Source organism: Vibrio wakamikoensis (assembly GCF_050337275.1).
Classification (GTDB): Bacteria; Pseudomonadota; Gammaproteobacteria; order Enterobacterales; family Vibrionaceae; genus Vibrio; species Vibrio chaetopteri.
In genome coordinates, this window is sequence record NZ_JAKJST010000037.1 from 25,832 (window position 1) to 50,680 (window position 24,849).

The 24,849-nt window shown below is 48.2% G+C and carries 21 protein-coding genes; 14 read left to right on the forward strand and 7 right to left on the reverse strand.

What is annotated here, in order from left to right:
- Nucleotides 1–89: 89 nt before the first annotated feature.
- The 6 genes from ftsY (at nt 90) to glpG (ending at nt 5,944) form a co-directional block, all read left to right on the forward strand.
- Complete coding sequence (gene ftsY / locus L4C42_RS20390; RefSeq protein ID WP_429761685.1) at nt 90–1,397, forward strand: signal recognition particle-docking protein FtsY; 1,308 nt, start codon at nt 90–92, stop codon at nt 1,395–1,397.
- 75 nt (nt 1,398–1,472) lie between these two features.
- Complete coding sequence (gene ftsE / locus L4C42_RS20395; RefSeq protein WP_042502875.1) at nt 1,473–2,144, forward strand: cell division ATP-binding protein FtsE; 672 nt, start codon at nt 1,473–1,475, stop codon at nt 2,142–2,144.
- Nucleotides 2,134–3,087 (forward strand): permease-like cell division protein FtsX, encoded by a 954-nt coding sequence (ftsX, locus tag L4C42_RS20400; protein WP_353497563.1) that lies wholly within the window; start codon nt 2,134–2,136, stop codon nt 3,085–3,087. The genes ftsE and ftsX overlap by 11 nt, the downstream gene beginning before the upstream one ends.
- A 263-nt stretch (nt 3,088–3,350) precedes the next feature.
- Nucleotides 3,351–4,208: an RNA polymerase sigma factor RpoH gene (gene rpoH, locus L4C42_RS20405; RefSeq protein WP_353497564.1), complete on the forward strand. Its 858-nt coding sequence runs from the start codon at nt 3,351–3,353 to the stop codon at nt 4,206–4,208.
- Between the two features lie 567 nt (nt 4,209–4,775).
- Nucleotides 4,776–5,102, forward strand: coding sequence for a thiosulfate sulfurtransferase GlpE (gene glpE / locus L4C42_RS20410; RefSeq protein ID WP_353497565.1), 327 nt, complete (start codon nt 4,776–4,778; stop codon nt 5,100–5,102).
- 11 nt (nt 5,103–5,113) lie between these two features.
- A complete protein-coding gene (gene glpG / locus L4C42_RS20415; protein WP_429761686.1) occupies nt 5,114–5,944 on the forward strand; it encodes a rhomboid family intramembrane serine protease GlpG in 831 nt (276 codons plus the stop codon).
- Nucleotides 5,945–5,986: 42 nt separating this feature from the next.
- On the opposite strand, the gene L4C42_RS20420 is transcribed toward glpG, so the two are convergent.
- Entirely contained in the window at nt 5,987–6,394 is a 408-nt protein-coding gene (locus L4C42_RS20420; protein WP_429761687.1) for a flagellar basal body-associated protein FliL, read from the reverse strand.
- A 160-nt stretch (nt 6,395–6,554) separates the two neighbouring features.
- Between L4C42_RS20420 and L4C42_RS20425 the strand changes: the two genes are divergently transcribed.
- Nucleotides 6,555–7,097 carry a chorismate lyase gene (locus tag L4C42_RS20425; protein WP_353497568.1) on the forward strand — a complete coding sequence of 181 codons (543 nt, stop codon included), beginning with the start codon at nt 6,555–6,557 and terminating at the stop codon, nt 7,095–7,097.
- An 8-nt stretch (nt 7,098–7,105) separates the two neighbouring features.
- On the forward strand, nt 7,106–7,966 hold the full coding sequence (ubiA, locus tag L4C42_RS20430; RefSeq protein ID WP_353498636.1) for a 4-hydroxybenzoate octaprenyltransferase: 861 nt from the start codon (nt 7,106–7,108) through the stop codon (nt 7,964–7,966).
- A 95-nt stretch (nt 7,967–8,061) separates the two neighbouring features.
- Here the strand turns inward: ubiA and plsB are convergent, their stop codons facing one another.
- On the reverse strand, nt 8,062–10,524 hold the full coding sequence (gene plsB, locus L4C42_RS20435; protein ID WP_429761688.1) for a glycerol-3-phosphate 1-O-acyltransferase PlsB: 2,463 nt from the start codon (nt 10,522–10,524) through the stop codon (nt 8,062–8,064).
- Nucleotides 10,525–10,807: 283 nt separating this feature from the next.
- Between plsB and lexA the strand changes: the two genes are divergently transcribed.
- From lexA to hemN, 5 genes are all read left to right on the forward strand, one after another.
- Nucleotides 10,808–11,431: a transcriptional repressor LexA gene (gene lexA, locus L4C42_RS20440; protein ID WP_353497570.1), complete on the forward strand. Its 624-nt coding sequence runs from the start codon at nt 10,808–10,810 to the stop codon at nt 11,429–11,431.
- A 160-nt stretch (nt 11,432–11,591) separates the two neighbouring features.
- Nucleotides 11,592–12,230, forward strand: a complete 639-nt coding sequence (locus L4C42_RS20445; protein ID WP_353497571.1) for a class I SAM-dependent methyltransferase — start codon at nt 11,592–11,594, stop codon at nt 12,228–12,230.
- Nucleotides 12,230–12,787 (forward strand): Der GTPase-activating protein YihI, encoded by a 558-nt coding sequence (yihI, locus tag L4C42_RS20450; RefSeq protein ID WP_353497572.1) that lies wholly within the window; start codon nt 12,230–12,232, stop codon nt 12,785–12,787. The genes L4C42_RS20445 and yihI overlap by 1 nt, the downstream gene beginning before the upstream one ends.
- 15 nt (nt 12,788–12,802) lie before the next feature.
- Nucleotides 12,803–13,297 (forward strand): DUF2489 domain-containing protein, encoded by a 495-nt coding sequence (locus tag L4C42_RS20455; protein WP_353497573.1) that lies wholly within the window; start codon nt 12,803–12,805, stop codon nt 13,295–13,297.
- Nucleotides 13,298–13,497: 200 nt separating this feature from the next.
- Nucleotides 13,498–14,889, forward strand: a complete 1,392-nt coding sequence (gene hemN, locus L4C42_RS20460) for an oxygen-independent coproporphyrinogen III oxidase (RefSeq protein WP_353497574.1) — start codon at nt 13,498–13,500, stop codon at nt 14,887–14,889.
- Nucleotides 14,890–14,942: 53 nt separating this feature from the next.
- Here hemN and L4C42_RS20465 read toward each other — a convergent pair whose 3' ends face one another.
- The 5 genes from L4C42_RS20465 to glnA form a co-directional block, all read right to left on the reverse strand.
- Entirely contained in the window at nt 14,943–17,501 is a 2,559-nt protein-coding gene (locus L4C42_RS20465; protein WP_429761689.1) for a bifunctional diguanylate cyclase/phosphodiesterase, read from the reverse strand.
- A gap of 199 nt (nt 17,502–17,700) precedes the next feature.
- Nucleotides 17,701–19,104: a nitrogen regulation protein NR(I) gene (glnG, locus tag L4C42_RS20470; RefSeq protein ID WP_353497576.1), complete on the reverse strand. Its 1,404-nt coding sequence runs from the start codon at nt 19,102–19,104 to the stop codon at nt 17,701–17,703.
- A 45-nt stretch (nt 19,105–19,149) separates the two neighbouring features.
- Nucleotides 19,150–20,199 (reverse strand): nitrogen regulation protein NR(II), encoded by a 1,050-nt coding sequence (gene glnL / locus L4C42_RS20475; RefSeq protein ID WP_353497577.1) that lies wholly within the window; start codon nt 20,197–20,199, stop codon nt 19,150–19,152.
- 134 nt (nt 20,200–20,333) lie between these two features.
- Nucleotides 20,334–20,894, reverse strand: a complete 561-nt coding sequence (locus L4C42_RS20480) for a DUF4124 domain-containing protein (RefSeq protein ID WP_353497578.1) — start codon at nt 20,892–20,894, stop codon at nt 20,334–20,336.
- Between the two features lie 135 nt (nt 20,895–21,029).
- Nucleotides 21,030–22,439: a glutamate--ammonia ligase gene (gene glnA, locus L4C42_RS20485; RefSeq protein ID WP_353497579.1), complete on the reverse strand. Its 1,410-nt coding sequence runs from the start codon at nt 22,437–22,439 to the stop codon at nt 21,030–21,032.
- A gap of 511 nt (nt 22,440–22,950) precedes the next feature.
- On the opposite strand from glnA, the gene typA reads away from it, so the two are divergent.
- Nucleotides 22,951–24,783, forward strand: coding sequence for a translational GTPase TypA (typA, locus tag L4C42_RS20490; RefSeq protein ID WP_353497580.1), 1,833 nt, complete (start codon nt 22,951–22,953; stop codon nt 24,781–24,783).
- The last annotated feature ends 66 nt before the right edge of the window (nt 24,784–24,849 follow it).

Here is a 24,849-nt window from a genome sequence, read left to right on the forward strand (position 1 = left end):
TATTTTTGCAGCGCCAGACGTGAAATAGACGCGTCTTGGCAACGACGAATTTAAGACATTTGAAAAGACAGTATTCAGGATAGTTTCAGATGACAGAAAAGAAAAAACGCGGACTCCTCTCTTGGCTCGGTTTTGGCGACGAAGAGCAAACTGAGCAAAAACAGCAAGACACGTCGGCACAGACCGAATCAGAGCAGCCATCAGCAGAATCAGGTGATGATCATCAGCCGCAAACCGACAAGGTTGAAGCCAGTGTTGAAGAGGCGCTAGAACCGCAAGAAGAGCAAGCAGCTCTAGATTCAGTAGACCAAGACGTGGTTGCTGAGGATGAAACTCAAGATACTGAAAAAGCAGAAGCAGAAGCAGAAGCAGAAGCAGAAGCAGAAGCAGAAGCAGAAGCAGAAGCAGAAGTAGAAGCAGAAGTAGAAGTAGAAGAGCCTGTCGCTGCGCGAGTTCAAGAGCAAGAGAAGCCAACAGAAAGCTTTTTCGCGCGTCTAAAGCGCAGCTTAAGCCGCACTAAAGCTAACATCGGTGCAGGTTTCTTTGGTTTATTTAAAGGCAAAGAAATTGACGATGAGCTGTTTGAAGAGCTTGAAGAGCAGCTCTTAATTGCTGACGTGGGCATGAACACCACGGTAAAAATTATTGATAATCTTACAGAAAAAGCGTCTCGTGCCGATTTAAAAGATGGTGAAGCGTTATACGGCCTTCTTAAAGAAGAGATGGCGGAGATCCTAGTCCAGGTTGAAAAGCCGCTGCAAGTGGATACGACCAAAACGCCATTCGTGATCCTTATGGTGGGCGTCAATGGTGTCGGTAAAACCACCACTATCGGTAAACTGGCGAAGCAGTTTCAGGCTGAAGGCAAGAAAGTCATGCTGGCGGCGGGTGATACCTTCCGAGCGGCAGCCGTTGAGCAGCTTCAGGTATGGGGTGAACGCAACGACGTTCCTGTGATTGCTCAGCATACGGGTGCGGATAGTGCCTCTGTTATCTACGATGCGATTGAAGCGGCGAAAGCACGCGGCGCGGACGTAGTCATCGCCGATACCGCCGGCCGTTTGCAAAACAAAGCTAACCTTATGGAAGAGCTGCGCAAGATCGTGCGTGTGATGAAGAAGATTGATGACTCGGCGCCGCACGAGATCATGCTGACGCTGGATGCGGGCACTGGCCAAAACGCCATTAGCCAAGCGAAGCTGTTTAGTGATGTCGCGCCGCTTACCGGTATAACGCTCACCAAACTTGATGGTACGGCAAAAGGCGGGGTGATCTTTGCCCTCGCTGACCAATTCCAGATCCCAATCCGCTATATTGGTGTGGGTGAAGGGATTGATGACTTAAGGCCATTTGAGACGCAAGATTTTATCGACGCACTGTTTAGTCGAGAAGACTAGTCGATATAAATAATAGAAGGGGATGCATGGCATCCCTTTTCTGACCTAGGATGTCCAGATCAGAGGAATGATTCGGTGATCAAATTTGAACAAGTGAGTAAAGCCTACCGTGGGGGACGACAAGCACTGCAAAAAGTCGACTTCCACCTAAAACGCGGTGAAATGGCGTTTTTGGGCGGCCACTCGGGTGCAGGTAAGAGTACCCTATTAAAACTTATCTGCGCCATCGAGCGACCAACTGACGGTCGCATACTGTTTAACGATTATGACATTAGTCGACTGCCAGCAAAGGACATTCCTTTCTTACGTCGCAATATCGGCATCGTGTTTCAAGATCACCGATTACTGATGGATCGCACCGTGTTTGACAACGTCGCTTTGCCGATGCGCATTGAGTCTATTTCAGAAAATGAAATCAAGCGCCGAGTGTCGGCAGCATTGGATAAAACGGGTCTACTCGACAAAATGAAGTGTTTGCCAAGCCAGCTCTCTGGTGGCGAACAGCAGCGTGTCGGTATTGCTCGTGCGGTGGTCAATCGACCTACCATGCTACTTGCCGATGAGCCTACCGGTAACCTCGACCCAGAGCTGTCGAACAAGGTGTTGAAGCTGTTTGAAGAGTTCAACCGTGCCGGCGTCTCGATACTACTAGCAACTCACGACATTAATTTGGTGCGCTCGCGCCCACAGTACCGCTACCTTGAGCTGAACCAAGGCTTTTTGAGTGAGGTGAGTGATGGCGTTTAAGCGTAAACAAAAACAGGTGAAACACCGCCTGAAATCTGATGGCTTTTTTGCTGTGCATTGGCGCCAAGCGAAAAACTCGCTTATCGAAATGTGGCAGCGTCCGCTCGGTAATATTTTGACTCTGGCAGTGATTTCCATGGCGTTGACCATGCCGGCTTGTTTGTACTTGCTGGGTAAAAACGTCGCCGCCGTGACCTCCAATGTAGCCAATCAGTCGCAAATTACTGCGTTCATTGATGTCGGTGTCGCCGATGCCAGAGTTCTAGTACTCAAAGATGACATCGAAAGCTGGGATACGGTCAGCAAGGTGGAATACATTACGCCGCAACAAGGCTTAGCTGATTTGAGCGAGCATTCTGGCCTTGACCAGGCGTTAAGCCTACTCGATGGTTATGCCTTGCCTGGCGTACTAGTGATCATTCCTAGTGATACCAGCGTAAAGACTGACCGGGAGTTGGTCTCGAAACTGCGCACGCGAGGTGACATCACCGATGTGCGTCGCGATGAAGATTGGCTAGGCCGCTTCGATGCGATCAAGAATTTAGCCTCGACGCTGGTGGTGAGCTTGTCGGTGCTGATGTTAGTGTCGGTATTCCTGATCGTTGGCAACACGCTGCGCTTTAATGTGCTAGCCAATAAAGAGGCCATCCAGACCATGAAACTCATTGGTGCCACCGATGCCTTTATCTTAAGGCCTTATCTGTATTCAGGTATGTGGTTCGGCCTCATCGGTGCGCTTGTGGCTTGGCTACTGACTGCTTTGCTAACGGTGATCATCAACAGCACAGTGACTGAATTGGCGATGATGTATGACAGTGATTTTCGCCTGCTTGGACTTAGTTGGGATGAGACGCTGCTTATCTTGATGCTCGGCCTGTTCCTCGGTACTGGGGCGGCAAGAATTTCTGCCAAGCGTCATTTAAAAGAAATTGAACCGGTTTAGAGAACTGCAATCCAAATAATCGGTAACAAAGCGTGATAGGGGCTAGCGTCATAATCATAACGGGATTCAACAAGATAGTGAGATTTGTGTCTCATTAACAGGGTGTTCACCTATTAATGAGTGAAATTTAATCGGTAAATACACTTGTTTAGACTCATTGATTATGCATAATTACTAACCCCTTCTTGAAACTGTCACCGATTAGGTTCAGTATTGACAGGTTAAGAAGGTGTTAACCCTACTCGAGATAGATGAGGAAGTGAATGGCAAACCAAGCGTATCCAATGGCTTTAGTAACACAAGATAGCTTAGACAGCTACATCCGCTCAGTGAACAGCTACCCAATGCTGACCGCTGATGAGGAGCGTGAACTAGCAGAAAGATTGCATTACGACGGTGAGATTGATGCGGCGAAAGGGCTCATCTTGTCACACCTTCGCTTTGTTGTTCACGTCGCTCGTGGCTATTCAGGTTACGGCCTGCCTATGGCGGATCTGGTGCAAGAGGGCAACATTGGTCTGATGAAGGCGGTAAAACGCTTTAACCCAGAAGTTGGGGTAAGACTGGTGTCGTTTGCAGTACATTGGATCAAAGCTGAAATCCATGAGTACGTGTTGCGTAACTGGCGTATTGTTAAGATTGCGACCACAAAAGCGCAGCGCAAATTGTTCTTCAACCTACGTAAGTCCAAGAAGCGTCTTGGTTGGTTTAATAACGGTGAAGTGGAAACGGTCGCAAAAGAGCTGGGTGTAGAACCAGCTGAAGTTCGCGAGATGGAATCACGTTTAGCCGCGCAAGACCCAGCGTTTGAAATGCCAAGCGATGACGATGAAGCGGGTACCACATATACGGCGCCAGCGCTGTACCTAGAAGACAAAAGCTCAGATCTTGCTGAAGACTACGAAGCTCAAAACTGGGAAGCGCACACTAATAACCGTCTTGGTCATGCACTGGCGACACTGGATGAGCGTAGCCAACATATCGTTCGCTCTCGTTGGTTAGATGACAACAAGTCGACGCTACAAGACTTAGCCGATAACTACGGTGTGTCTGCTGAACGTATTCGTCAGCTAGAAAAGAATGCGATGAAAAAGCTCAAAGCCGCAGTCGGTGAGTTTTAATAACCGTTGAGTTCTAATCACAACGAAGCATAACGCGCAGTTCAAATTTGAAAGGCCGAAGTCGAAAGACTTCGGCCTTTTTGATGGTTCGCGTTTGATCACCTCTCTACCACCTATCGTACTCAAAATCAGACCAAGCACATGATGTTGATCGCAATGGTGATCGACAGTCGTTTCCCTTGCCGATCATCGATCCGGATTTTGTTGTCACTGCCTGTGGATAAGTCTGTGACAAAATTATTTGCCAACTGTCAGAAAGCAGCGACAAATGGGGCGTTTCGAGGCTTTTGGCCTTGGGGATACCTTTTGCCTTACCCACAGTTAGATCAAGATCATACCCAGATATAGTGGATCAAAAGATCCAAAACCACTTTATCAACGCAATCCACAGGGTTACTCACAGCTGGCGAAAATATAGACTGGGGTGGATAACCCTAAAAGGTGTCGGTACTTTGTTAGCACTGAATAGTGCTATTATCGAAGCTAATAAAATTATGAAAAAAACGCATGGAATACGCTTAACTTTGATGTGGCGCCATGTGTGATGAAAGTAAAGGATTAGACTCTATGGAGCAGTTTCAACATATCGATGTGCAAGCGGCACATCAGTTACTACAAGACCACGAAGACGCGAGGCTGGTGGACATTCGTGATATCCAAAGTTTCTCGGTTGCACACGCAACCAGTGCTTACCATCTCACCAATGACAGCATCGTCGATTTCATGCAGCAAGTTGAGTTTGATGCACCCGTGTTAGTGATGTGCTATCACGGTATTAGCAGCCAAGGTGCTGCTCAGTATTTGCTGAACCAAGGCTTTGAGCAGGTATATAGCGTGGATGGCGGCTTTGAAGCCTGGCACCGCGCCGCACTGCCGACAGAAAGTCACAGTTAACGAGGATAAACATGGTTAGACTTATCACCCTTCAGAACCCGAGAATGGGGCAGGCGTTTATTGACTATATGGCGTCAAGGCGCATAGATGTGCAGATGATGCCTGAGGGTGAGGGTCAATTTGCCTTGTGGTTGATGAACAGTGAAGACCAGCTTGAAGCCGAAGTAGAGCTCAAGCAATTTCTCGACAATCCATTTGACGCTAAGTATCAAGCGTCATCATGGGACATGGCCGAAACGAGACACAACTCATTTCGCTATCAAACACCCAGCTTTATGTCGATGATTAAAGCCAAAGCAGGCGTGGTGACACTGACCATCATGGTGATCTGCTCGGTTATCTTTATCCTGCAACAGCTTGGACTAGGCAATGCGATTTTTGCAGCGCTGCATTTCCCTGCGTTTGATGGTCAGCAATGGCAAATCTGGCGCTGGTTCAGTCATGCGCTGCTGCACTTCTCGGCGATGCACATCATCTTCAACCTGTTGTGGTGGTGGCAGCTTGGCGGTGATATCGAGCAGCGTCTTGGTACGAAGAAGTTGTTAGAAATCTTTTTGTTGTCGGCGGCCGTCTCCGGCACAGGTCAATATTGGGTTGAGGGCGCCAACTTTGGTGGCTTGTCGGGTGTGGTGTATGCGTTAGTCGGCTATTTATGGATGCTAACCATTAAACGCCCAGACCTTGGACTCGAGATCCAAAAACCTATCGTCGGCTTTATGTTGGTATGGCTGGTGCTCGGTTTTGTGCAGCCATTTATGGCGATCGCCAATATGGCGCATCTGTCAGGACTGGCAGCGGGCGTGTTGCTTGGACTGATTGATAGCCGACGCCTCAAACGATAAATGAAGCATCAAATTACACGCTCAGCACATCGCGCTGAGCGTTTATTGATAGAGGTATTTGGTGAAAAGCAGGTCGGCAATGACTGCTTTGCCCGTTTCTGCCAGTAGTAGGTTGTTGAGATTGCTCACTAGCGCTTGGCGAATTTCTTCTCTTCCTGCCAACGACTTAATCACATCGGCATTTTGTTTGCCAAACAGTTCGACTACCGCGTCGCGAATCAGTGGCTGGTGATGTTCTATCACTGCTAAGTCATTGACATCGGCCACCATGACATCGATACGCACTTGAACATAGCCTAGGCGCTTACCTTTGGTGTAAAAGTTGGTGGTCAGTTCTGGTTCTAGGGTGAAATAGGCGAGGCTAGGCGCTGACTCTTGGGATGCCAGTGCAGGCATCGCTGCAGTCAAGCCCATGATGAGGAAAAACTGGGTCAGGTAACGTTTACGCATATTTCTCTCTTTCAAACTCGATTTAGCCGATATTCCATGAGTCTAATTTTGTTACAATGACGTAATATCGTTGGAGTGAACGTGCTCTAACGATGGTACAATACGCCATCGAGATGAACAATGATTGTACGCGCTTAGCGCGTGTTATTGAATAGCAAAAATGAATGATTCCGCTGTCGACTATCTGAAAATATTACGCCAAGCTCAATGGCAATCCCCCGACGAGTTTCCCTCTCTCAATCACCATGCGTTGCAATGGCTGACGGAGCAGGGATCGCTTTCTCACAAATTGGCTACGCATTGTGACCATTTTTCTGTCGAGATAGTACGCAGTGAGGCCAGCCCATCACAGGACATGTTGCAAGATGAAGTCGAGCTCCTTGACCATGAGGCATGCTGGCTACGCGAAGTGGTGCTCTGTGGTGATGATACCCCTTGGGTCATCGGCCGGACTCTCATGTCACTAGAGTCGATGGATCGCAGCCAATATGACATTTCCCAGCAAGGCACTGTGCCAATTGGGGTCACGGTGTTTTCTAGCGCAGACACTAAGCGTGATGCGCTGCAAGTAGCAAGAATTGCGACGTCAAATGGCGAGCTGTTTGCTCGTCGCTCAAGATTGTGGGTGAAGGGACACCCTATTTTGGTTGCTGAGCTGTTTCTGCCCAAGGCGCCAATTTACCAACAGGAGAGTGGTCAATGACCTCAGCTATGACCTCAACTAAGGCGAAAGCCTACTGGCAATTAATGCGCATGAATAAGCCGATAGGCTCGCTGCTGCTGTTGTGGCCAACATTGTGGGCACTGGTGATTGCCGCCGAAGGCATGCCGGATTTGTTAGTACTGGTGGTGTTTACTCTTGGGGTGGTCATGATGCGCAGCGCGGGTTGTGTGATCAATGACTTTGCGGATCGAAAGGTCGATGGCCATGTTGAGCGCACCAAAGGCAGACCATTGCCTTCTGGCATGGTTTCATCAAAAGAAGCTTTGGGTCTGTTTCTGTTTTTGGCATTGGCCTCTTTTGTATTAGTGCTGACTATGAACACGCTGACGATACAACTGTCGTTTGTGGGTGTCGCGCTCGCGTTTATTTACCCGTTTATGAAGCGCTATACCCATTTGCCACAACTGTTTTTAGGTTTGGCGTTTAGCTGGTCTATCCCTATGGCTTTTGCGGCGCAGGCTAACGCTCTGCCCCCGGTGGTGTGGTTCTTGTTCGTTATCAACGCGCTGTGGACGATCGCCTATGACACCCAATACGCGATGGTGGATAGAGAAGATGATCTAAAAATAGGCATCAAGTCGACAGCGATTTTGTTTGGTAAACGCGACAAGCTGATAATAGGTGTGTTGCAGCTTACAACGTTATTGATGTTGATGGGACTCGGCTATAGCTACCAGTTGGGCGCGAGCTTCTATTGGAGCCTTTTGGCAGTGAGTGCGCTGTTTGTGTATCAGCAGTGGCTTATTCGTCATCGGGAGCGCCCACTTTGCTTCCAAGCCTTCCTCAATAACAACTATGTAGGTATGGCGGTGACGGTTGGCCTACTGAGCGCCTTCTTGCTTCAATAAACAGTGGCTTCAATGATTCAAAAGTAGAAAATACAGATAACAAAAGGGCGCGTTCATCGCAATGAACGCGCCCTTTTTAATTAGGGTTTAGCTTGTTAGGCACCTTCTGGCTCGTCGCTCGTTTCCTCTAGTAAAGGTTCGCTTTGATGTACGCTCTCTTGAATAGTGAGGCGCACTTCTGGATAAAGCAGACCGTACAGCAGGCTTGCTAGATTTTCGGTGGCGGCGATGTCGCAGTTGCCATCAATGTCTAGGTAGCCTTGCTCTTTTAGGGTGCTGAACAGCGCAGCAAACACGCCTTTATCAAAGAACTCTGGTGCGTTAATGCTGTGTAGACGACCGAGACGCTGAGCGATGTCTTGGCTTTTCTGTTCAAGATCGCTCTTACCAAGTTCAGGGTAGCTGGCTAGAAGATTCAAAGAAATCGCATAGCGCTGCAAGGTTTCTGAAATGGTGCGACCGAGTAGCATCAGCGTTTGAGTGTTCGATTGGTTCATCGACACCACACCTTGCTCTACGATCACCAGCTCTTGCCTGGTCAGTTCATTGACAATGCTATCGACCACCGATTCCAGTTCGCTCTCTTCAATACTTAAGAACAGCTCTTTTTTTAGGAACGGGTACAGTTTGCGAACATTGTACTGGATTTGCTCAAGCGATAGCTTGTGCTGACGAATCAGCATCTGCGCGATGAGTGACGGCAATGCAAACAAGTGAATGATGTTGTTGCGATAGTAGGTCATCAAGATCGACTGGTGACGATCGAGCGAGATAATGTCGCCCAAGGTATCGGACTCAATCACAAACTTATCCAGTGACTCAGCGTGTGCAACCAACTCTTCCGCAGAGGCGTTGGGTAGCGTACATGTCTTAGAGTAAGGCACCTGTTTTAGCAGCGATAGGTAACAATCAATTTGATTAACCAAGCTATCACGAGATAAGGCACGTTGACGTGAGGCCAACAGCGCTGTAGCACAGAGTGTGAGGGCGTTAGCTGCCGCCGCGTCGTTGATGTTGGTCATCATTTTAGTCGCAAGGTCGTTTACTGCAGGAACCAGCCATTGAGGCTTGCTGGTGCCCATAGGGTCGATATCTTGCGTCCAGTTCGGCGCCGCTTCGTTTAAATATTGGTTGATTTGGATCGGCTCACCAAAGTTCACGTAGCCTTGACCGAAGTTACGCAATTTACGTAACGTTTTCAGTATCTGACCGGCGTTCTCTTTTTCTTTTCGCTTACCGCGCAGCTCTTTTGCGTACGTGCTCACTTCCATTACGTGTTCATAGCCAATATAAACCGGTACTAACGTCACAGGGCGGTTAAGTCCGCGTAGCGTGGCTTGGATGGTCATCGCCAGCATGCCCGTCTTAGCTTGCAGTAAGCGACCAGTACGTGAGCGACCACCTTCGCTAAAGTACTCGACCGAGTAGCCTTTGGCGAATAGCTCAGCGAGATACTCACGGAAAATTGTTGAGTACAGTTTGTTGCCTTTGAAGCTACGACGAATAAAGAACGCACCACCACGGCGGAAAATCGGACCCGCAGGGAAGAAGTTCAGGTTAATACCCGCAGCGATATGTGGTGGCACCATGCCTTCGTTGTATAGCACGTAAGACAGTAGCAGGTAATCCATATGGCTGCGGTGGCAAGGCACGTAGACAATTTCGTGGCCGTCTTGCGCTAGACGACGTACTGTCGAGGCATTGCTGACGTTGATGCCTTGATAGAGCTTATTCCAAAGCCAAGTGAGGACATGGTCACCACTCTTCACCAGTTTGTAGGAGAAGTCCGCGGCGATCTCATCCATGATTTGCTGCGCTTCTTTGCGCGCTTTCTCTTCTGGAACGTTGTTGCTCTGCGCATGATCTTTAATGGCTTGCTCAATCACTTGCGAGTTCAACAGGCGGTGGAATAACACTTGGCGGTTAGGCAGGTTGGGACCTGATGCCGCTAATTTCTGGCGAGAGAAGTGGATACGAGCCACACGTGCCAGTTTATGGGCAATGGACTCATCTGTACCGTGTGAGTCAGCCATATAGCGCAGCGAGACCACTGGGCTAAAGCGCACCATACAGTCGCGTCCTGAGGCCAACACGGCCTGAGTTTTCTGTAGGCCGTTCATTGGCTGCAAATAAGGTTTTGGCGTCTCTTCTTTGCCTGGCTTGCGCCCCCACAGTACGGTGGTTGGGATCACTTGCACGTCGAGCGTTGGGTCTTTCTCGTGCTCTTTGAGTAAGTCTGAGAACAGAGCAATAGACTCACTTGGGACATGTTGGTCGCTGTTAATCAAGGTTGGCCTTGATGCAATGAACACAAAGCGATTACGTTCTTCGCCATTAAGCACGATCGGCTCAAGTGGGTCTGGCAGCCCTACAGCAATGGCTTGCTTTTGTAGAGTGAGCAGATCAACGTTAGAGCTGAAGGGCAGTGCATATACCACAGGCTTCGAGATATCGATGTTGTGGTCTTCGATGGGGTTAGATGGAATCGCCGTCCCTTTTACTAGCACCGACATGGGCAGTTTTATAAAGGAACGGAACAGTGATTGTCCTGAAGACATAAAGGTTCACAGCCTCAATTTGTTCAAAGAAACAATGCCGAGGGGTAAGCATGGTATTACCATGTTACAGATAAATCCTAGACATTAAATTTAACGCGCGCCAAGCATACCAGAAACTGGTCTTACCTTTTATTAAAAAAAGCACCTAGCCGTTGATTTAAGAATCACCACACCACTGTGATTAGTTATGGTGCCAACTTGCTAAAAAAACAACCAATTATCGTTGCAATTAGCTAATTACTGGATATACTCACAGTTAACTGTATAAACAGACAGGTGATGTATGAAGCCGCTAACGCCCCGACAACAGCAGGTTTTTGATCTAATCAAAACCAAAATAGACGATGTAGGTATGCCACCTACGCGCGCCGAAATCGCCAAGGAACTTGGGTTCCGTTCAGCGAATGCGGCCGAAGAACACCTAAAAGCCCTCGCTCGTAAAAAAGCGATCGAAATTATCCCTGGCGCCTCGCGCGGGATCCGGATTTTGCTTGAGCAAGAACCAGCGAACGAAGATCCAGGTTTGCCTCTTATTGGTCAAGTTGCAGCGGGTGAGCCGATTTTGGCTCAAGAGCACGTTGAAGCGCACTATCAAGTCGACCCAGGCATGTTTAAGCCTCAAGCTGACTTTTTACTTCGCGTTAACGGCGAGAGTATGAAAGACATCGGCATCATGGATGGCGATTTACTCGCGGTGCACAAAACGCAAGACGTTCGTGATGGACAAGTCGTTGTAGCGCGCGTAGATGAAGACGTAACCGTGAAGCGTTTAGAGCGCAAAGGGGCAACCGTGTTGCTGCATGCTGAAAATGAAGAGTTTTCGCCGATTGAAGTGGATCTGACTGCACAACATCTTGCGATTGAAGGTATTGCAGTGGGCATTATTCGCAACACAGATTGGATGTAATGTCTCGTGGCGGTGCGGTCATCCTTGGTCGTCCGCCGATTTTCCACGATTAAATTGACTAAATTGTAGAAAAAATACCCATCTCTACTCCCCACAGTGCTCACTTTCTGGTATGTTTCGCACCCTTGTATTGATCAGGGTATCGCGAAGGAGAGGAATTGTGGAAGCTTGCCCACTGTGTTCGGGACAATCCGTCCACCATTATCATAGTGACAAAAAGCGTGATTACTTGCAGTGCACGCGTTGTGAACTGGTGTTTGTGCCAAGAGAACAGCGTCTCGATGCGGTGAGTGAAAAGGCGCACTATGACCTCCATAATAACGATCCCCAAGACCAAGGATACCGTCGCTTTTTGTCTCGATTGGCAGATCCAATTTTGCAGCGAATTGCACCCGGTTCAAAAGGACTAGACTTTGGATGTGGTCCTGGTCCAACTCTGTCACTGATGCTCACAGAGCAAGGCCATGACATGGCACTGTACGATCTGTACTATTATCCGGATAAATCTGTACTCGATACTAGTTACGATGTGGTTACCGCGACAGAGGTGATCGAGCACTTGTATGAGCCAAACCAGGTTTGGCAACAATGGTTATCGCTCATTAAGCCTGGAGGATGGTTAGGCTTAATGACAAAACTGGTCATAGATGTAGACGCATTTGATAAATGGCACTACAAAAATGACCAGACACATGTTGTTTTCTTTAGTCGAGCCACGTTCTTGTACCTCGCAGAGCGAGACGGGCTAGACATAGAATTCATTGGTAATGATGTCATTTTACTGAGGAAGCTTACGTAATGAGTCGTAAGAAAAAATCAAGAAAACCGGGTTCTAACCCTGAGCCGGTAGTTGCGGTTACGCGTAACCGTTCACAAGCGGACGTAGACGGTCGTCTTCGTAAGCGTTTGAAAAAGCGTAAGGGTCAGAAGTCGGGCAGTCGCCACTCTGAAGGTCAAGAAGTGAAGCAGGGCACAGGTTCTGCCAAACTGGATCCGCGTCTTGGTAGCAAGAAAAAGATCCCACTGATTGTTGAGCCGAACAAGAAACCAACTAAAGTTGAGCGTCGTCTTTCTGCTGAGCAAGAGCTAGAGATGCTAGAGAATGATGCACAACTGAACGTGTTGCTGGATCGCATCGAAAGTGGTGAGAACCTAGGTGCAGGCCTACAGAAATATGTTGATGAGAAGCTGGATCGCATTGAGAGGCTGATGAACCAACTGGGTCTGATGGAACCTGAGTACGACGAAGAAGAAATGTTCGAAGAGCCAGTGTCTGCACCAAACAAGAAAGCGAGCAGCGATGACGAGCTTCTGTCTCAGTTCGAAGATGTCGATATGGATCAGTTCAAAGGATAGCGAGAGGTAAAGTAGATGAATACCGTTACTCTGTTAGCCATTGTTGGCACGCTCATTATTGTGGGTTTGGCAGGTTATGCTGGGTATTTGCTACTGCAACTTAAAAAGCAAAAGGAGTTGCAACAGCAGCATCGTGATCTGGCGATTAAAAAGCGTAATGCCAACATTTTTGAAAGTGTTGATACCATTTGCTTAGCTACGATCCAAGGTCAGTGCGATTTATCCGAAGCGGCGATTCGCCTCTATAACATCATGGACTACGTTCAAGGTGAAGAGCGTGTCGACTTCGATAAGGACTTTCCTGCGACCGCTGAGCTTTATCATGTCGTCAAAGACATGCCCCGCGGTGAAGCGAGGCAAGCAATGGAAAAACAGCAGCGTATGCGTGATAATTTATCTAGGCAAAAAGCTGAAGCACGCCTCAATGACAGTATCATTGAAGAGATGAAACTGCTGCAACGCACTGTAAAGCCGCTTAACGATCAAATTGATATTAAGCTGGTGGGTTAGGGGCGTTTACCTAGCGAAGGGCGAGTGATCGCCCTAGCAAATTTGGCGATTGCTCGCCATAAACCATAGCGATTGAAACGCCCACAGTCGCTATGTTGTTTACTAGTGTGGCAAAATAGCGCCTTATCTAAAGCGTCACTGGCTCAACGTTGGGTTCGAAGGCGCAGGGTGACAGCACCGTGTTTATTGGAAGTATGACCATGTCTCAAAATCAATCCGACACTCAACAGCAAATCGTATGGGATCAAGCGATTCTCGATAAGTACAACTATTCGGGACCACGTTACACCTCCTATCCGACAGCGGTTGAGTTTCATGAAGCGTATACCATTTCTGATTTCGATATGGCATGCAGCCAATACCCAGAGCGTCCACTGTCTCTGTACGTACATATCCCATTTTGTCACAAGCTTTGTTACTACTGTGGCTGCAATAAAGTCATCACTCGTCACGCTCATAAGGCGGATGAGTACTTAGATGTGCTGGAGCACGAAATTCGTCAGCGTGCGACCTTGCTTCAAGAGCGTAAAGTCACGCAACTGCATTTTGGTGGCGGTACGCCGACGTTTTTGTCTAAGAGTCAAATCAGTCGTTTGATGGCGATACTGCGTGGTGAGTTCTTCTTTGAGCAGGGTGCAGAAATCAGTATTGAAGTCGACCCACGTGAAATCGAGCTGGATATGCTCGACCATCTTCGCGAAGAAGGCTTTAACCGCTTGAGCATCGGTGTGCAGGACTTTAATAAAGAAGTTCAAACCTTAGTTAACCGTGAGCAGGACGAAGAGTTTATCTTTGCGATGGCTAAGCGCGCTAAGGAGCTTGGTTTTCGTTCAACCAACCTCGATTTGATCTACGGCTTGCCAAAGCAAACTCAAGCGCGTTTCGCTAAGACTCTTGAGCAAGTGCTGACCATGCGTCCTGGCCGCTTGTCGGTGTTTAACTACGCTCATATGCCTAACTTGTTTGCCGCGCAGCGTAAAATCAAAGACGAAGACTTACCGCAAGCAGAAGAAAAGATGGCTATCTTGCAAGATACCATCGCGACGCTTACTGGTGCTGGCTACCAGTTTATCGGTATGGATCACTTCGCGCTTCCAGAAGATGAGCTGGCGGTCGCTCAGCGTGCGGGTGAATTGCATCGTAACTTCCAAGGCTACACCACACAGGGTGACTGTGATTTGGTCGGCTTTGGTGTGTCGGCGATCTCTATGATTGGTGATAGCTACGCACAAAATCAAAAAGAGCTGAAGAAGTACTACGCTCAGGTTAACGAATTGCGTCATGCCTTGTGGAAAGGGGTTGTATTGGATAAAGATGACTTGATCCGCCGTGAAGTGATTAAACAGCTTATCTGCAACTTTAGCCTAGACAAAAAGTTCATCGAGAACACCTTCTCTGTCGACTTTAATCAGTATTTTGCAGAAGATATGTCACTGCTGCAGACTTTCATTGACGATGAGTTGGTGAGTGTCTCTGAGCGCACGATTGATGTGACGCTCCGTGGTCGTTTGTTGATTCGTAACATCTGCATGAGCTTTGATAAGTACTTACGTCAACGCGCGCGTCAGCAGCAGTTCTCGCGAGTGATTTAACCGCTCATACCGACAGTAAAAAGTCCGCTCGATAGCGGACTTTTTTGTGCCTGTTATGTTGTTGGCTCTAAGTTGGGCTCTTGCTGCCAGTGAAGGGAAGGCCACTGTTCAAGTGGGAGCGGTGGACTGAATAAGAACCCCTGCGCATGATGACAACCCAACATACGGATAAGCTCCGCTTGCACTTGTGTTTCAACGCCTTCTGCCACCAAACTAAAACCAAAGCTTCGTGACAGTTTGCTGATTGCTGCGACGACGCTGTCATCGGCATTGTCACGCGTCAATCTATCGACGAACGCCTTATCGATCTTAATGCTATCAAACGGTAACTTGTGCAGGTAGGCCAGCGATGAGTAACCGGTGCCGAAGTCATCAATCGCAATACTCACGCCAAGCGCTTTGATTTTCGTCATATTGGCAAGGATAACAGGGTCGTTATCGGCGAGCTGTGATTCGGTGATTTCTACCGTTAATTGTGCCGCTGGAAACCTTGTTTGCTCAAGTAAACGCTGCAGTTGGCCAATATACTCATGGTCAGAGAGCTCGATGACAGAGACATTGATGTGCAGTTGAAATTGCGGTGGTAGCGTGCCTTGTTCAATGGCGCGATTGACGGTCTGCATAGCATCTGCTGCCATATGCTGACCGATGGCTTTGATAAGGCCAGAGCTCTCCGCCAGCGGAATAAAACTCAATGGTGAGATGAACTTTCCATCTTGGTCACGCAGCCTTAAAAGCGCTTCAGCGCCAAAAGGAGCGTCAGTACGGATATCGACCAAAGGCTGGAAGTAAACTTCAAACAGGTCATGGTCGAGTGCGTGTCTTAAATAAGTCAACATACGAGTCTTGTTCTTAGACTGCTCTGCCATTACTGGCGTGTAGACGCTGATCCGATTGTTATCGGTTTTGGCATGACTCAAGGCAATTCCAGCATTTCTCAAGCACATATCGGCATTATCACAGTCGTGAGCGACACCGATGGAGATATTGAGACTAAGTGGCTCCCCAGCGACAACAAACGGCGCTGCGAAAATCTGCTTTAGACGATGTTGATAACAGAGCTTTTCTTGCGAGCTAAGATTGGGCAGATAGATGGCAAATTCGTCACCACCGACACGTCCTAACACGCCACTTTCTGTGAGTACCCAAGCTTTAAGGCGCTCAGCGACAATGGTTAGCAGTACATCACCAGAGTGGTGACCCAAGCTGTCATTGATGTCACGAAACTGGTTGATACCAATCAGCAGCATGGCACCGCAGCCGTTTTGTTGCACTTTAAGTGAATCGCAGGTTTCTATAAACCCTTGGCGGCTGTAGAGCTTAGTCAGGTTGTCTCGGACAAGTTGCTCTCTGAGCGCATGAAATGAGGCTTGAAGGTGCGAGCGCATTGCCGAGAAGCTTTGCAGCAGCTGTGAAATTTCCGTGATCTGGTTGCGTTTAGGTAGCGGGTAATCCCAAGAGCCATTGGCGATCTGTTTCGCCGCTTTTGCCGTTTCCGATAATGGGACAGTGAGACGGTTGAGAACAAAGATGCCTAGTCCCATACCAGAGAGTCCAAGCAACAGGCTAACCCAAAGCGTTTGCTGGCTGACGACGGGGATATCACCCATCAGATCGGCGGCTGAGATGACGACAACCACATACCAGTTGATTTGAGTGTTGGTTTGGTAGTGACTGACCATGATGTATTGAGTCTGCTCATCTTGATGAGTCAGTAGCACAGACTGTTTACTGGCCAGCGATTCAATAGCCTGGCTAATGCGCTGCACCATTGGATCCTTGCTGTTTGTCAGCAAACGGCGCTGGCCTAAGTCATCAAGGATCGTTGTCGAATCGCTTTGCGCGATCAGCGCTTGTTCGGCATCCATCACATAGACTTTGGCTTGGTGGGTAACATTCAAACCTGCTAAAAACTGTCGGAAGGTATCGATCTGCACATCGACAGCAGCGACGCCGACTAAGGAGCGCTGTCGAGCATCCGATTGAAACACAGGGGCGAGGGCAGAAATGGTGACCTCTTGAGCAGCATCGGCGTTGGTGTAAACCTCAGACCATGCAGCTTGATGCTGCTGGCGGATTGGTAAATACCAGGGGCGTTGACGTGGGTCGTAGGCAGCAATGTTGCCAAGGATATCTGAGCCTCTGTGGTCATCGGCGTAGATCAGCAGATCGCCATTGGTGCCGGAATCTTTTACCATTAGCGAGAATTTGACCTTCTCTGCTGATCGTTCTGCCGCTCTCATGGCCAAGAACTCTCCCTGCTCGCCGCCAAATCCCATTAGATCGATTTGTGGTGACTGGATATTGAGAGTCGCGAAACTGGAACGTAGATAATCCTCAAGCTTCGCCGCGTCGTTCGTCGTGTAGAGTTTGTGATACTCAATGGCATGAGCGAGCGCTTTTACCGCGGTCATAGGTTTATCTAAGTAGATATCTAAGCTCTGTACCACATTGGTAGTTAAACTCGATAGCTGCTTTTCACTCACATCTAGCGCCAAATCATCGTAACGCTGCTTCTGTAGCCACAAAATAGTGCCAACGGAGCACAAGAACACCACAATAAAAGGCGCAATGAGTGCTTTTTTAAGAGAGAGCGTAAACAAACCAGGCATAGAGATAAGATACTTAACCGATAAAACATAATTCGAGTAGCGCGCGATATTAGGTATCGCGCTTTGTTATTTTATCGGCTAACTCAATGGGAAGTTTAGGACATTAAGGCAAGTAATCGTCTATTTTGTTGATAATCAGCACACTAACGTGGTTGATGTCGTTATTTTCCCAAAATGCCCATTGTCTGCCTCAGGTTTTCTAATAAAGCTCTTTAAGCTTGCGGGTTAGGGTGTTTCGACCCCAGCCGAGCACTTTGGCGGCATCTTGTTTGTGGCCATTGGTATGCGAGAGTGCGGCCTCAAGCAAAATGCGTTCAAAATCAGGTTGAGCGCGATTGAGGATCTCAGTTTCTCCCGATGCTAAAGCTTGTTGTGCCCATGACGAAAGCAGTTGCTGCCAATCACCGCCGCTCATTTCGGTTATACGTTTGGGTTCATCAAGTAGCTCTGGTGGCAAGTCATTGGGCAGTATTTCACTACCGCTTGCCATCACTGTTAGCCAGCGACAGGTGTTTTCTAGCTGACGTACGTTACCAGGCCAATCAAGTTGATTGAGGATCTCGACCGTATCGGCGTTGAGTGACTTGGTTTCTACGCCCAGCTCTTCCGCAGCTAATGATAGGAAGTGCAGCGTGAGCTTTTCAATATCTTGTTTACGTTCTCTTAGAGAAGGGATATGGATGCGAATAACATTTAGACGATGGAACAAGTCTTCACGAAACTCTCCTTCGTTAACCAGTTTTTCGAGGTTTTGGTGCGTAGCGGCGACGATACGCACGTCCACTTTGACCGCAGAGTGCCCACCAACACGATAGAACTGACCGTCGGCCAGTACGCGCAGTAAGCGAGTTTGAATGTCGAGTGGCATGTCGCCAATTTCATCGAGAAACAGGGTACCGCCATTGGCTTGTTCGAAGCGGCCTTGTCTAACACTGTTGGCGCCAGTAAATGCGCCTTTCTCATGGCCGAACAGCTCTGACTCAATGAGGTCTTTTGGAATTGCCGCCATGTTCAGGGCGATAAACGGCTTACTTGAGCGAGGACTATGGCGATGCAGCGCATGAGCGACGAGCTCCTTACCTGTGCCAGATTCACCGTTGATGAGCACCGAGATGGAAGAGCGTGACAGTCTGCCGATGGCGCGAAACACTTCTTGCATCGCTGGTGCTTCACCGATGATTTCTGGCGCTTCAGCGGCTATGGTCTCTTCACTGGATAGGGCGCTTTTTTGCTCCTGACTATGGGTGATAGCACGCTCGACTAAGGTGAGGGTTTCGTCGATATCGAACGGTTTCGGTAGGTACTCAAACGCCCCTTTTTGATAAGCGTTGACCGCTGCGTCTAAGTCGGAATGCGCAGTCATGATGATAACTGGCAGCTCTGGTGCGCTCTGCTGAACGCGATTGAGCAGCTCAATGCCATCGATGCCAGGCATGCGAATGTCGGACACCAACACATCTGGCGTTTCGCGCTCCAATGCCATTAGCACGCTTTCTGCATCAGCGAAGGTTTCACACTTGATGTTTGCCGACGATAGGGTTTTGTCCATTACCCATCGTATCGAGCTGTCGTCATCGACGACCCATACATATCCTTTACTCATAGCCAAACTTCCTTACAGCAAGCCATCCAATAGCCTCTTAGGGCTTTAAATGGGCAGATAAATTGTAAAAATGGTACGACCGGGCCAACTTTCTACGTCTATTTTTCCATTGTGTTGGTCGATCAAGTTTTGTGAAATGGACAAGCCAAGTCCGGTACCGCCTTCTCGGCCACTGACCATTGGGTAAAACAGTGTGTCTTGAAGGTCGGCAGGAATGCCTGGCCCATTGTCGATAATTTCTATGCGAGCCGCGAGCTTGTGGCGCTGGCCGTGAATATTGGCTTGATGCACGGTGCGGGTACGCATGGTGATCTTGCCATTCTCCTGGCGGCTGAGAATTTGCGCAGCATTGCTGGTGATATTGAGTAGCGCCTGCTCGATTTGATCCGTATCCATTAATATCGGCGGCAGGCTAGGATCGTAGTCGCGCTCGATAGCAAGACTTGTACCGGCCTCTAGCTCCACCAACTGGCGTACCTTCTCCAAAATCAGATGGAGGTTTTCTTGTTTTTTGGTGCCAGGTTTTTGTGGGCCGAGTAGCCGATCGACAAGAGCTCTTAGTCGGTCAGCTTGCTCAATAATAATGTTGGTATATTCGTTGAGAGAAGGATCGGGCAACATCTTTGACAGCAGCTGAGCGGCGCCACGTAAACCACCTAGCGGGTTCTTAATTTCATGGGCAAGGCCACGAACCAGAAGTTTTGCTGCTTGCTGCTGAGCATGTTGGTTGAGCTCTTGGGACAGTCTCTTTTGCTGGCCAATTTTGCGCATCTCTACTAATAGCATCAGCTCCTTGTTCCAAGAGAGCGGACTGACCGTCACTTCAAGTAGTAGAGGTTTGCCATCGACCACAAAGGTTACGTCGCTGTCGGTGATACTTTGGCCGCTCTGTAGCGGCTGGGTCAGCAGCGCGAGATCGAGTGATGCATGCTGGATAAACTGCGATAAATGGCAGCCAACCAAGCGTTTGGCGCTTTGAGCAAAAAGTTGTTCGGCAGCAGGGTTGGCATATTGAACCGTCAGCCCTTCGTTGAGCATCAATGTTGCAGTCACAACATTGTTGAGTATTGCATCGGTCAATTCACAATTTGCCACACGCTCTCCTTACTCTGTTCTATATTGGTGCACTGCACGAGCGAGGGTCGCCCTGTGCACTAAAATGGTGCATTGCATAAGCTAAGTATGGCGCAATTTAAACTAGAGTAAAAGCGTTAGGGCGGCTCTGCTTACTATTGCACCGATGCACGATGAAGATGCACTGTTATAGTATTGGATGATGCAATTACCTTGCCGCTTTGCTGCACTTGTATGGTTAAGGTGTGAGTACCGCGATCTATGTTGGTCAAACTCCAACTCGCCGTGGTTTGTGGTGAGCCATAAGGCCTGCCATCGAGAAGAAGCTGCAGGGTTTGTATGTCAGTTAGAGAGCCTGAGATAGAGGCACTGACTGAGAAGTCTCCGGAGTTATTTCGCAGCGTCGCATCATGCTGTGGACGCGTTATAGCCACCGCTAGCTTAGTACTTGCTTGCTTTTGACTCTGCTCCAGATACGGGCTTGATGTCCAATCTACAGGAGCCTCATTGAGGACTTGTGGGGGGGCAGGAACGTCTGGAAGCGATATAGCCTGCGCGTTTGGGCTGTCGGGAAAGTCACTAAAGTGAATGTTTCCTTGCTCGTCCTTCCAATGATAAATATCGGTGGCAGAAACGTGATGACCAGCAAGGCTCAATACGCCAACCAGGCACAGTAAAGCAACGAGATGAGTGACAGTGCGCCGCGCGGTAACCATGCAAGAGACCTTAGGTAGCGTTTAAAGAGTTTGGTTATGCTAACGCGCAGGGAGAGGATTTCGAATAGAAAAAAGGCCCACCTGCGAGGCGAGCCTAATATTTATGAAAACATGAAATTCATGCCATTTTGTCGATTAAACTGAGTAGTACAGTTCAAACTCAAGTGGGTGAGTGGTCATGTTTACTTTCTCTACGTCTTGAGACTTAAGGTCGATGTAAGAATCGATAAAGTCATCAGAGAATACACCGCCAGATGTTAGGAACTCACGGTCAGCGTCTAGACACTCTAGAGCTTCTTTTAGTGAGTAAGCCACTGTTGGGATCTCTGCCGCTTCTTCAGCTGGTAGATCGTAAAGGTCTTTATCCATTGCTTCGCCTGGGTGGATCTTGTTCTTGATACCGTCAAGACCAGCCATAAGCATTGCTGCAAAACATAGGTATGGGTTTGCAGATGGGTCACCGAAGCGTAGCTCGATACGACGTGCTTTCGGGCTTGGTACCACTGGGATACGGATAGAAGCGCTGCGGTTACGTGCAGAGTAAGCAAGCATAACTGGTGCTTCGAAGCCTGGTACAAGACGCTTGTACGAGTTAGTTGATGCGTTAGCAAATGCGTTGATTGCTTTAGCGTGCTTGATAACACCACCGATGTAGTAAATAGCCATTTCAGATAGGCCGCCGTACTTGTCGCCAGCGAACAGGTTAACACCGTCTTTCGCTAGAGATTGGTGAACGTGCATACCAGAACCGTTATCACCTACTAGAGGCTTAGGCATGAATGTTGCCGTCTTACCAAATGCGTGAGCAACGTTGTGTACAACGTACTTGTAAACTTGGATTTCGTCCGCTTTAGCCGTTAGCGTGTTGAAACGAGTTGCGATTTCGTTCTGACCCGCAGTCGCTACTTCGTGGTGGTGCGCTTCAACAACTTGACCCATTTCTTCTAGAACTAGACACATTGCTGAACGGATGTCTTGAGAAGAGTCAACTGGAGCTACTGGGAAGTAACCACCTTTAACGCCAGGACGGTGACCTTTGTTACCGCCTTCGAAATCAGTACCTGTGTTCCAAGCTGCTTCTACGTCGTCAATTTTGAAGAATGAACCAGACATGTCTGTTGCAAACTTAACGTCGTCGAATAGGAAGAATTCTGGCTCTGGACCCACTAGAACAGTATCTGCGATACCTGTTGAACGTAGGTAGTCCTCAGCGCGCTTAGCGATTGAGCGTGGATCACGGTCGTAGCCTTGCATAGTTGCAGGCTCTAGGATGTCACAACGAATGTTCAGAGTTGCGTCTTCAGTGAATGGGTCAAGAACCGCGCTTGCTGCGTCTGGCATCATCACCATGTCTGACTCGTTGATGCCTTTCCAGCCAGCAACAGAAGAACCGTCAAACATTTTACCTTCTTCAAAGAAGTCTGCGTCTACTTGGTGTGCAGGGATAGAAACGTGTTGCTCTTTACCCTTAGTATCTGTAAAGCGTAGATCTACGAATTTAACTTCGTTCTCTTGGATCAGCGATAGAACATTTTCTACTGACATCTTGGAAAACCTCCAGTGTTATTAAAGCGGTTGAGTGCTCGATTAGTGTTAATCGGCATTGATTAACGTCTGCTTAATGAAGTGCGTTAATCGATGCTGATTCTAATAAAGCCAGAACCGTGCCAAAAAATAAATCCGTTATTTTTCAATGCTATAAAAAACTTAGTTCCAAATTGGAGCAAACGTTTGCACCAAAATGATCATTGATTGCACCATAAATGTGCAATGTTAAATTCTTGCACCAAGTTGAATCAAATAGCCCATACATTCAGCATGGTTTTGGCTCACCTGTCAACCGATACGTGAAGCTTGGCTTTCGTCATGCTTTGATTTGGTGAAACAACCGCTTTATGGCGTCGTTTTACGGCAAAACCAGTCTAAAGCGACTATGTTTAAGCAAGATTTCAACGAAGAAGATCACAACTCTCGTTATTTCTGGTATATTGCGGGCGTTTTTTTAATCGAGTCAGCGGCTATCGTGCGGCGACTCTTGACTGAGTGAAAGAAATCTATGTCAACTCCACAGATTGATAAGTTAAGAAACATTGCGATTATCGCGCACGTTGACCACGGTAAAACTACCCTTGTTGACAAGCTGCTTCAGCAATCCGGTACTCTTGAGTCTCGCGGTGAAACTGAAGAGCGAGTTATGGACTCGAACGATATCGAAAAGGAACGTGGTATCACGATCCTTGCTAAAAACACAGCGATCAACTGGAACGATCACCGCATCAACATCGTTGATACTCCGGGACACGCGGATTTCGGTGGCGAAGTTGAGCGTATTATGTCGATGGTAGACTCTGTACTACTTATCGTAGACGCAGTAGATGGCCCAATGCCGCAAACTCGCTTTGTAACACAAAAAGCATTTGCTCACGGTCTTAAGCCGATTGTTGTTATCAACAAAATCGACCGTCCGGGCGCTCGCCCAGATTGGGTTATGGACCAAGTGTTTGACCTGTTCGATAACCTAGGTGCAACTGATGATCAATTGGACTTCCAAGTAGTTTATGCATCAGCACTTAATGGTTGGGCAACACTAGAAGAAGGCGAAGAAGGCGAGAACATGGAACCATTGTTCCAAGCTATCGTTGACAACGTAGATGCTCCAAACGTTGATCTTGACGGCGCACTGCAAATGCAGGTTTCTCAGCTAGATTACAGCTCATACGTGGGTGTCATTGGCGTATGTCGTGTAACTCGCGGCTCTGTTAAGCCAAACCAGCAAGTGACTGTCGTTGGTTCTGACGGTAAGAAACGCAATGGTAAAGTTGGTACAGTCCTTGGCTACCTTGGCCTTGACCGTCACGAAGTTGAGCAAGCGAATGCAGGTGACATCATTGCGATCACAGGTCTTGGTGAGCTGAAAATCTCGGACACAATCTGTGACGTCAATACTGTTGAAGCGATGACTCCACTGTCAGTGGACGAACCTACAGTAACTATGACGTTCCAAGTAAACACTTCTCCTTTCGCTGGTAAAGAAGGTAAGTTTGTTACCTCTCGTAACATCCTAGAGCGCTTAGAGAAAGAGCTAGTTCACAACGTAGCATTACGTGTTGAACAAACGGACGATCCAGACAAGTTCCGCGTTTCAGGTCGTGGTGAGCTTCACCTATCTATCCTGATCGAGAACATGCGTCGTGAAGGCTTTGAGCTAGCGGTGTCTCGTCCTGAAGTTATCATCAAAGAAGAAGATGGTCAGCTACTAGAACCATACGAGACAGTTACCATTGATGTTCTAGAAGAACACCAAGGTGGCATCATGGAAAACATCGGTCTGCGTAAAGGTGAACTAACGGACATGGCTCCGGATGGTAAAGGCCGTGTACGTATGGACTTTATGATGCCTTCACGTGGTCTTATCGGTTTCCAAACTGAATTCCTTACACTAACGTCTGGTTCAGGTCTGCTGTACCATACTTTTGATCATTACGGCCCACACAAAGGCGGCGTAATTGGTCAACGTAACAACGGTGTACTGATTTCAAACGCAACAGGTAAAGCTCTGACTTACGCGCTGTTTAACCTACAAGAACGTGGTCGCTTGTTTGCTGAGCACGCTGATGAGGTATACGAAGGCCAAATCATCGGTATTCACAACCGTTCGAACGATCTAACAGTAAACTGTTTGAAAGGTAAGCAGCTGACAAACGTTCGCGCATCAGGTACTGATGAAGCGCAGGTTCTGTCGCCACCAATTAAGCACACCCTTGAGCAAGCTCTAGAGTTCATCGATGAAGATGAGCTAGTAGAAGTTACGCCTGAGAACATTCGTATTCGTAAGAAGCTTCTTACCGAGAACGAACGTAAGCGTGCGAGCCGTCCAGCGAAAGCGTAAGCTTCGTTAGATGAAAAAAACCAGCCGATATAGGCTGGTTTTTTTGTGTCTGGAGTTTAGGTGATC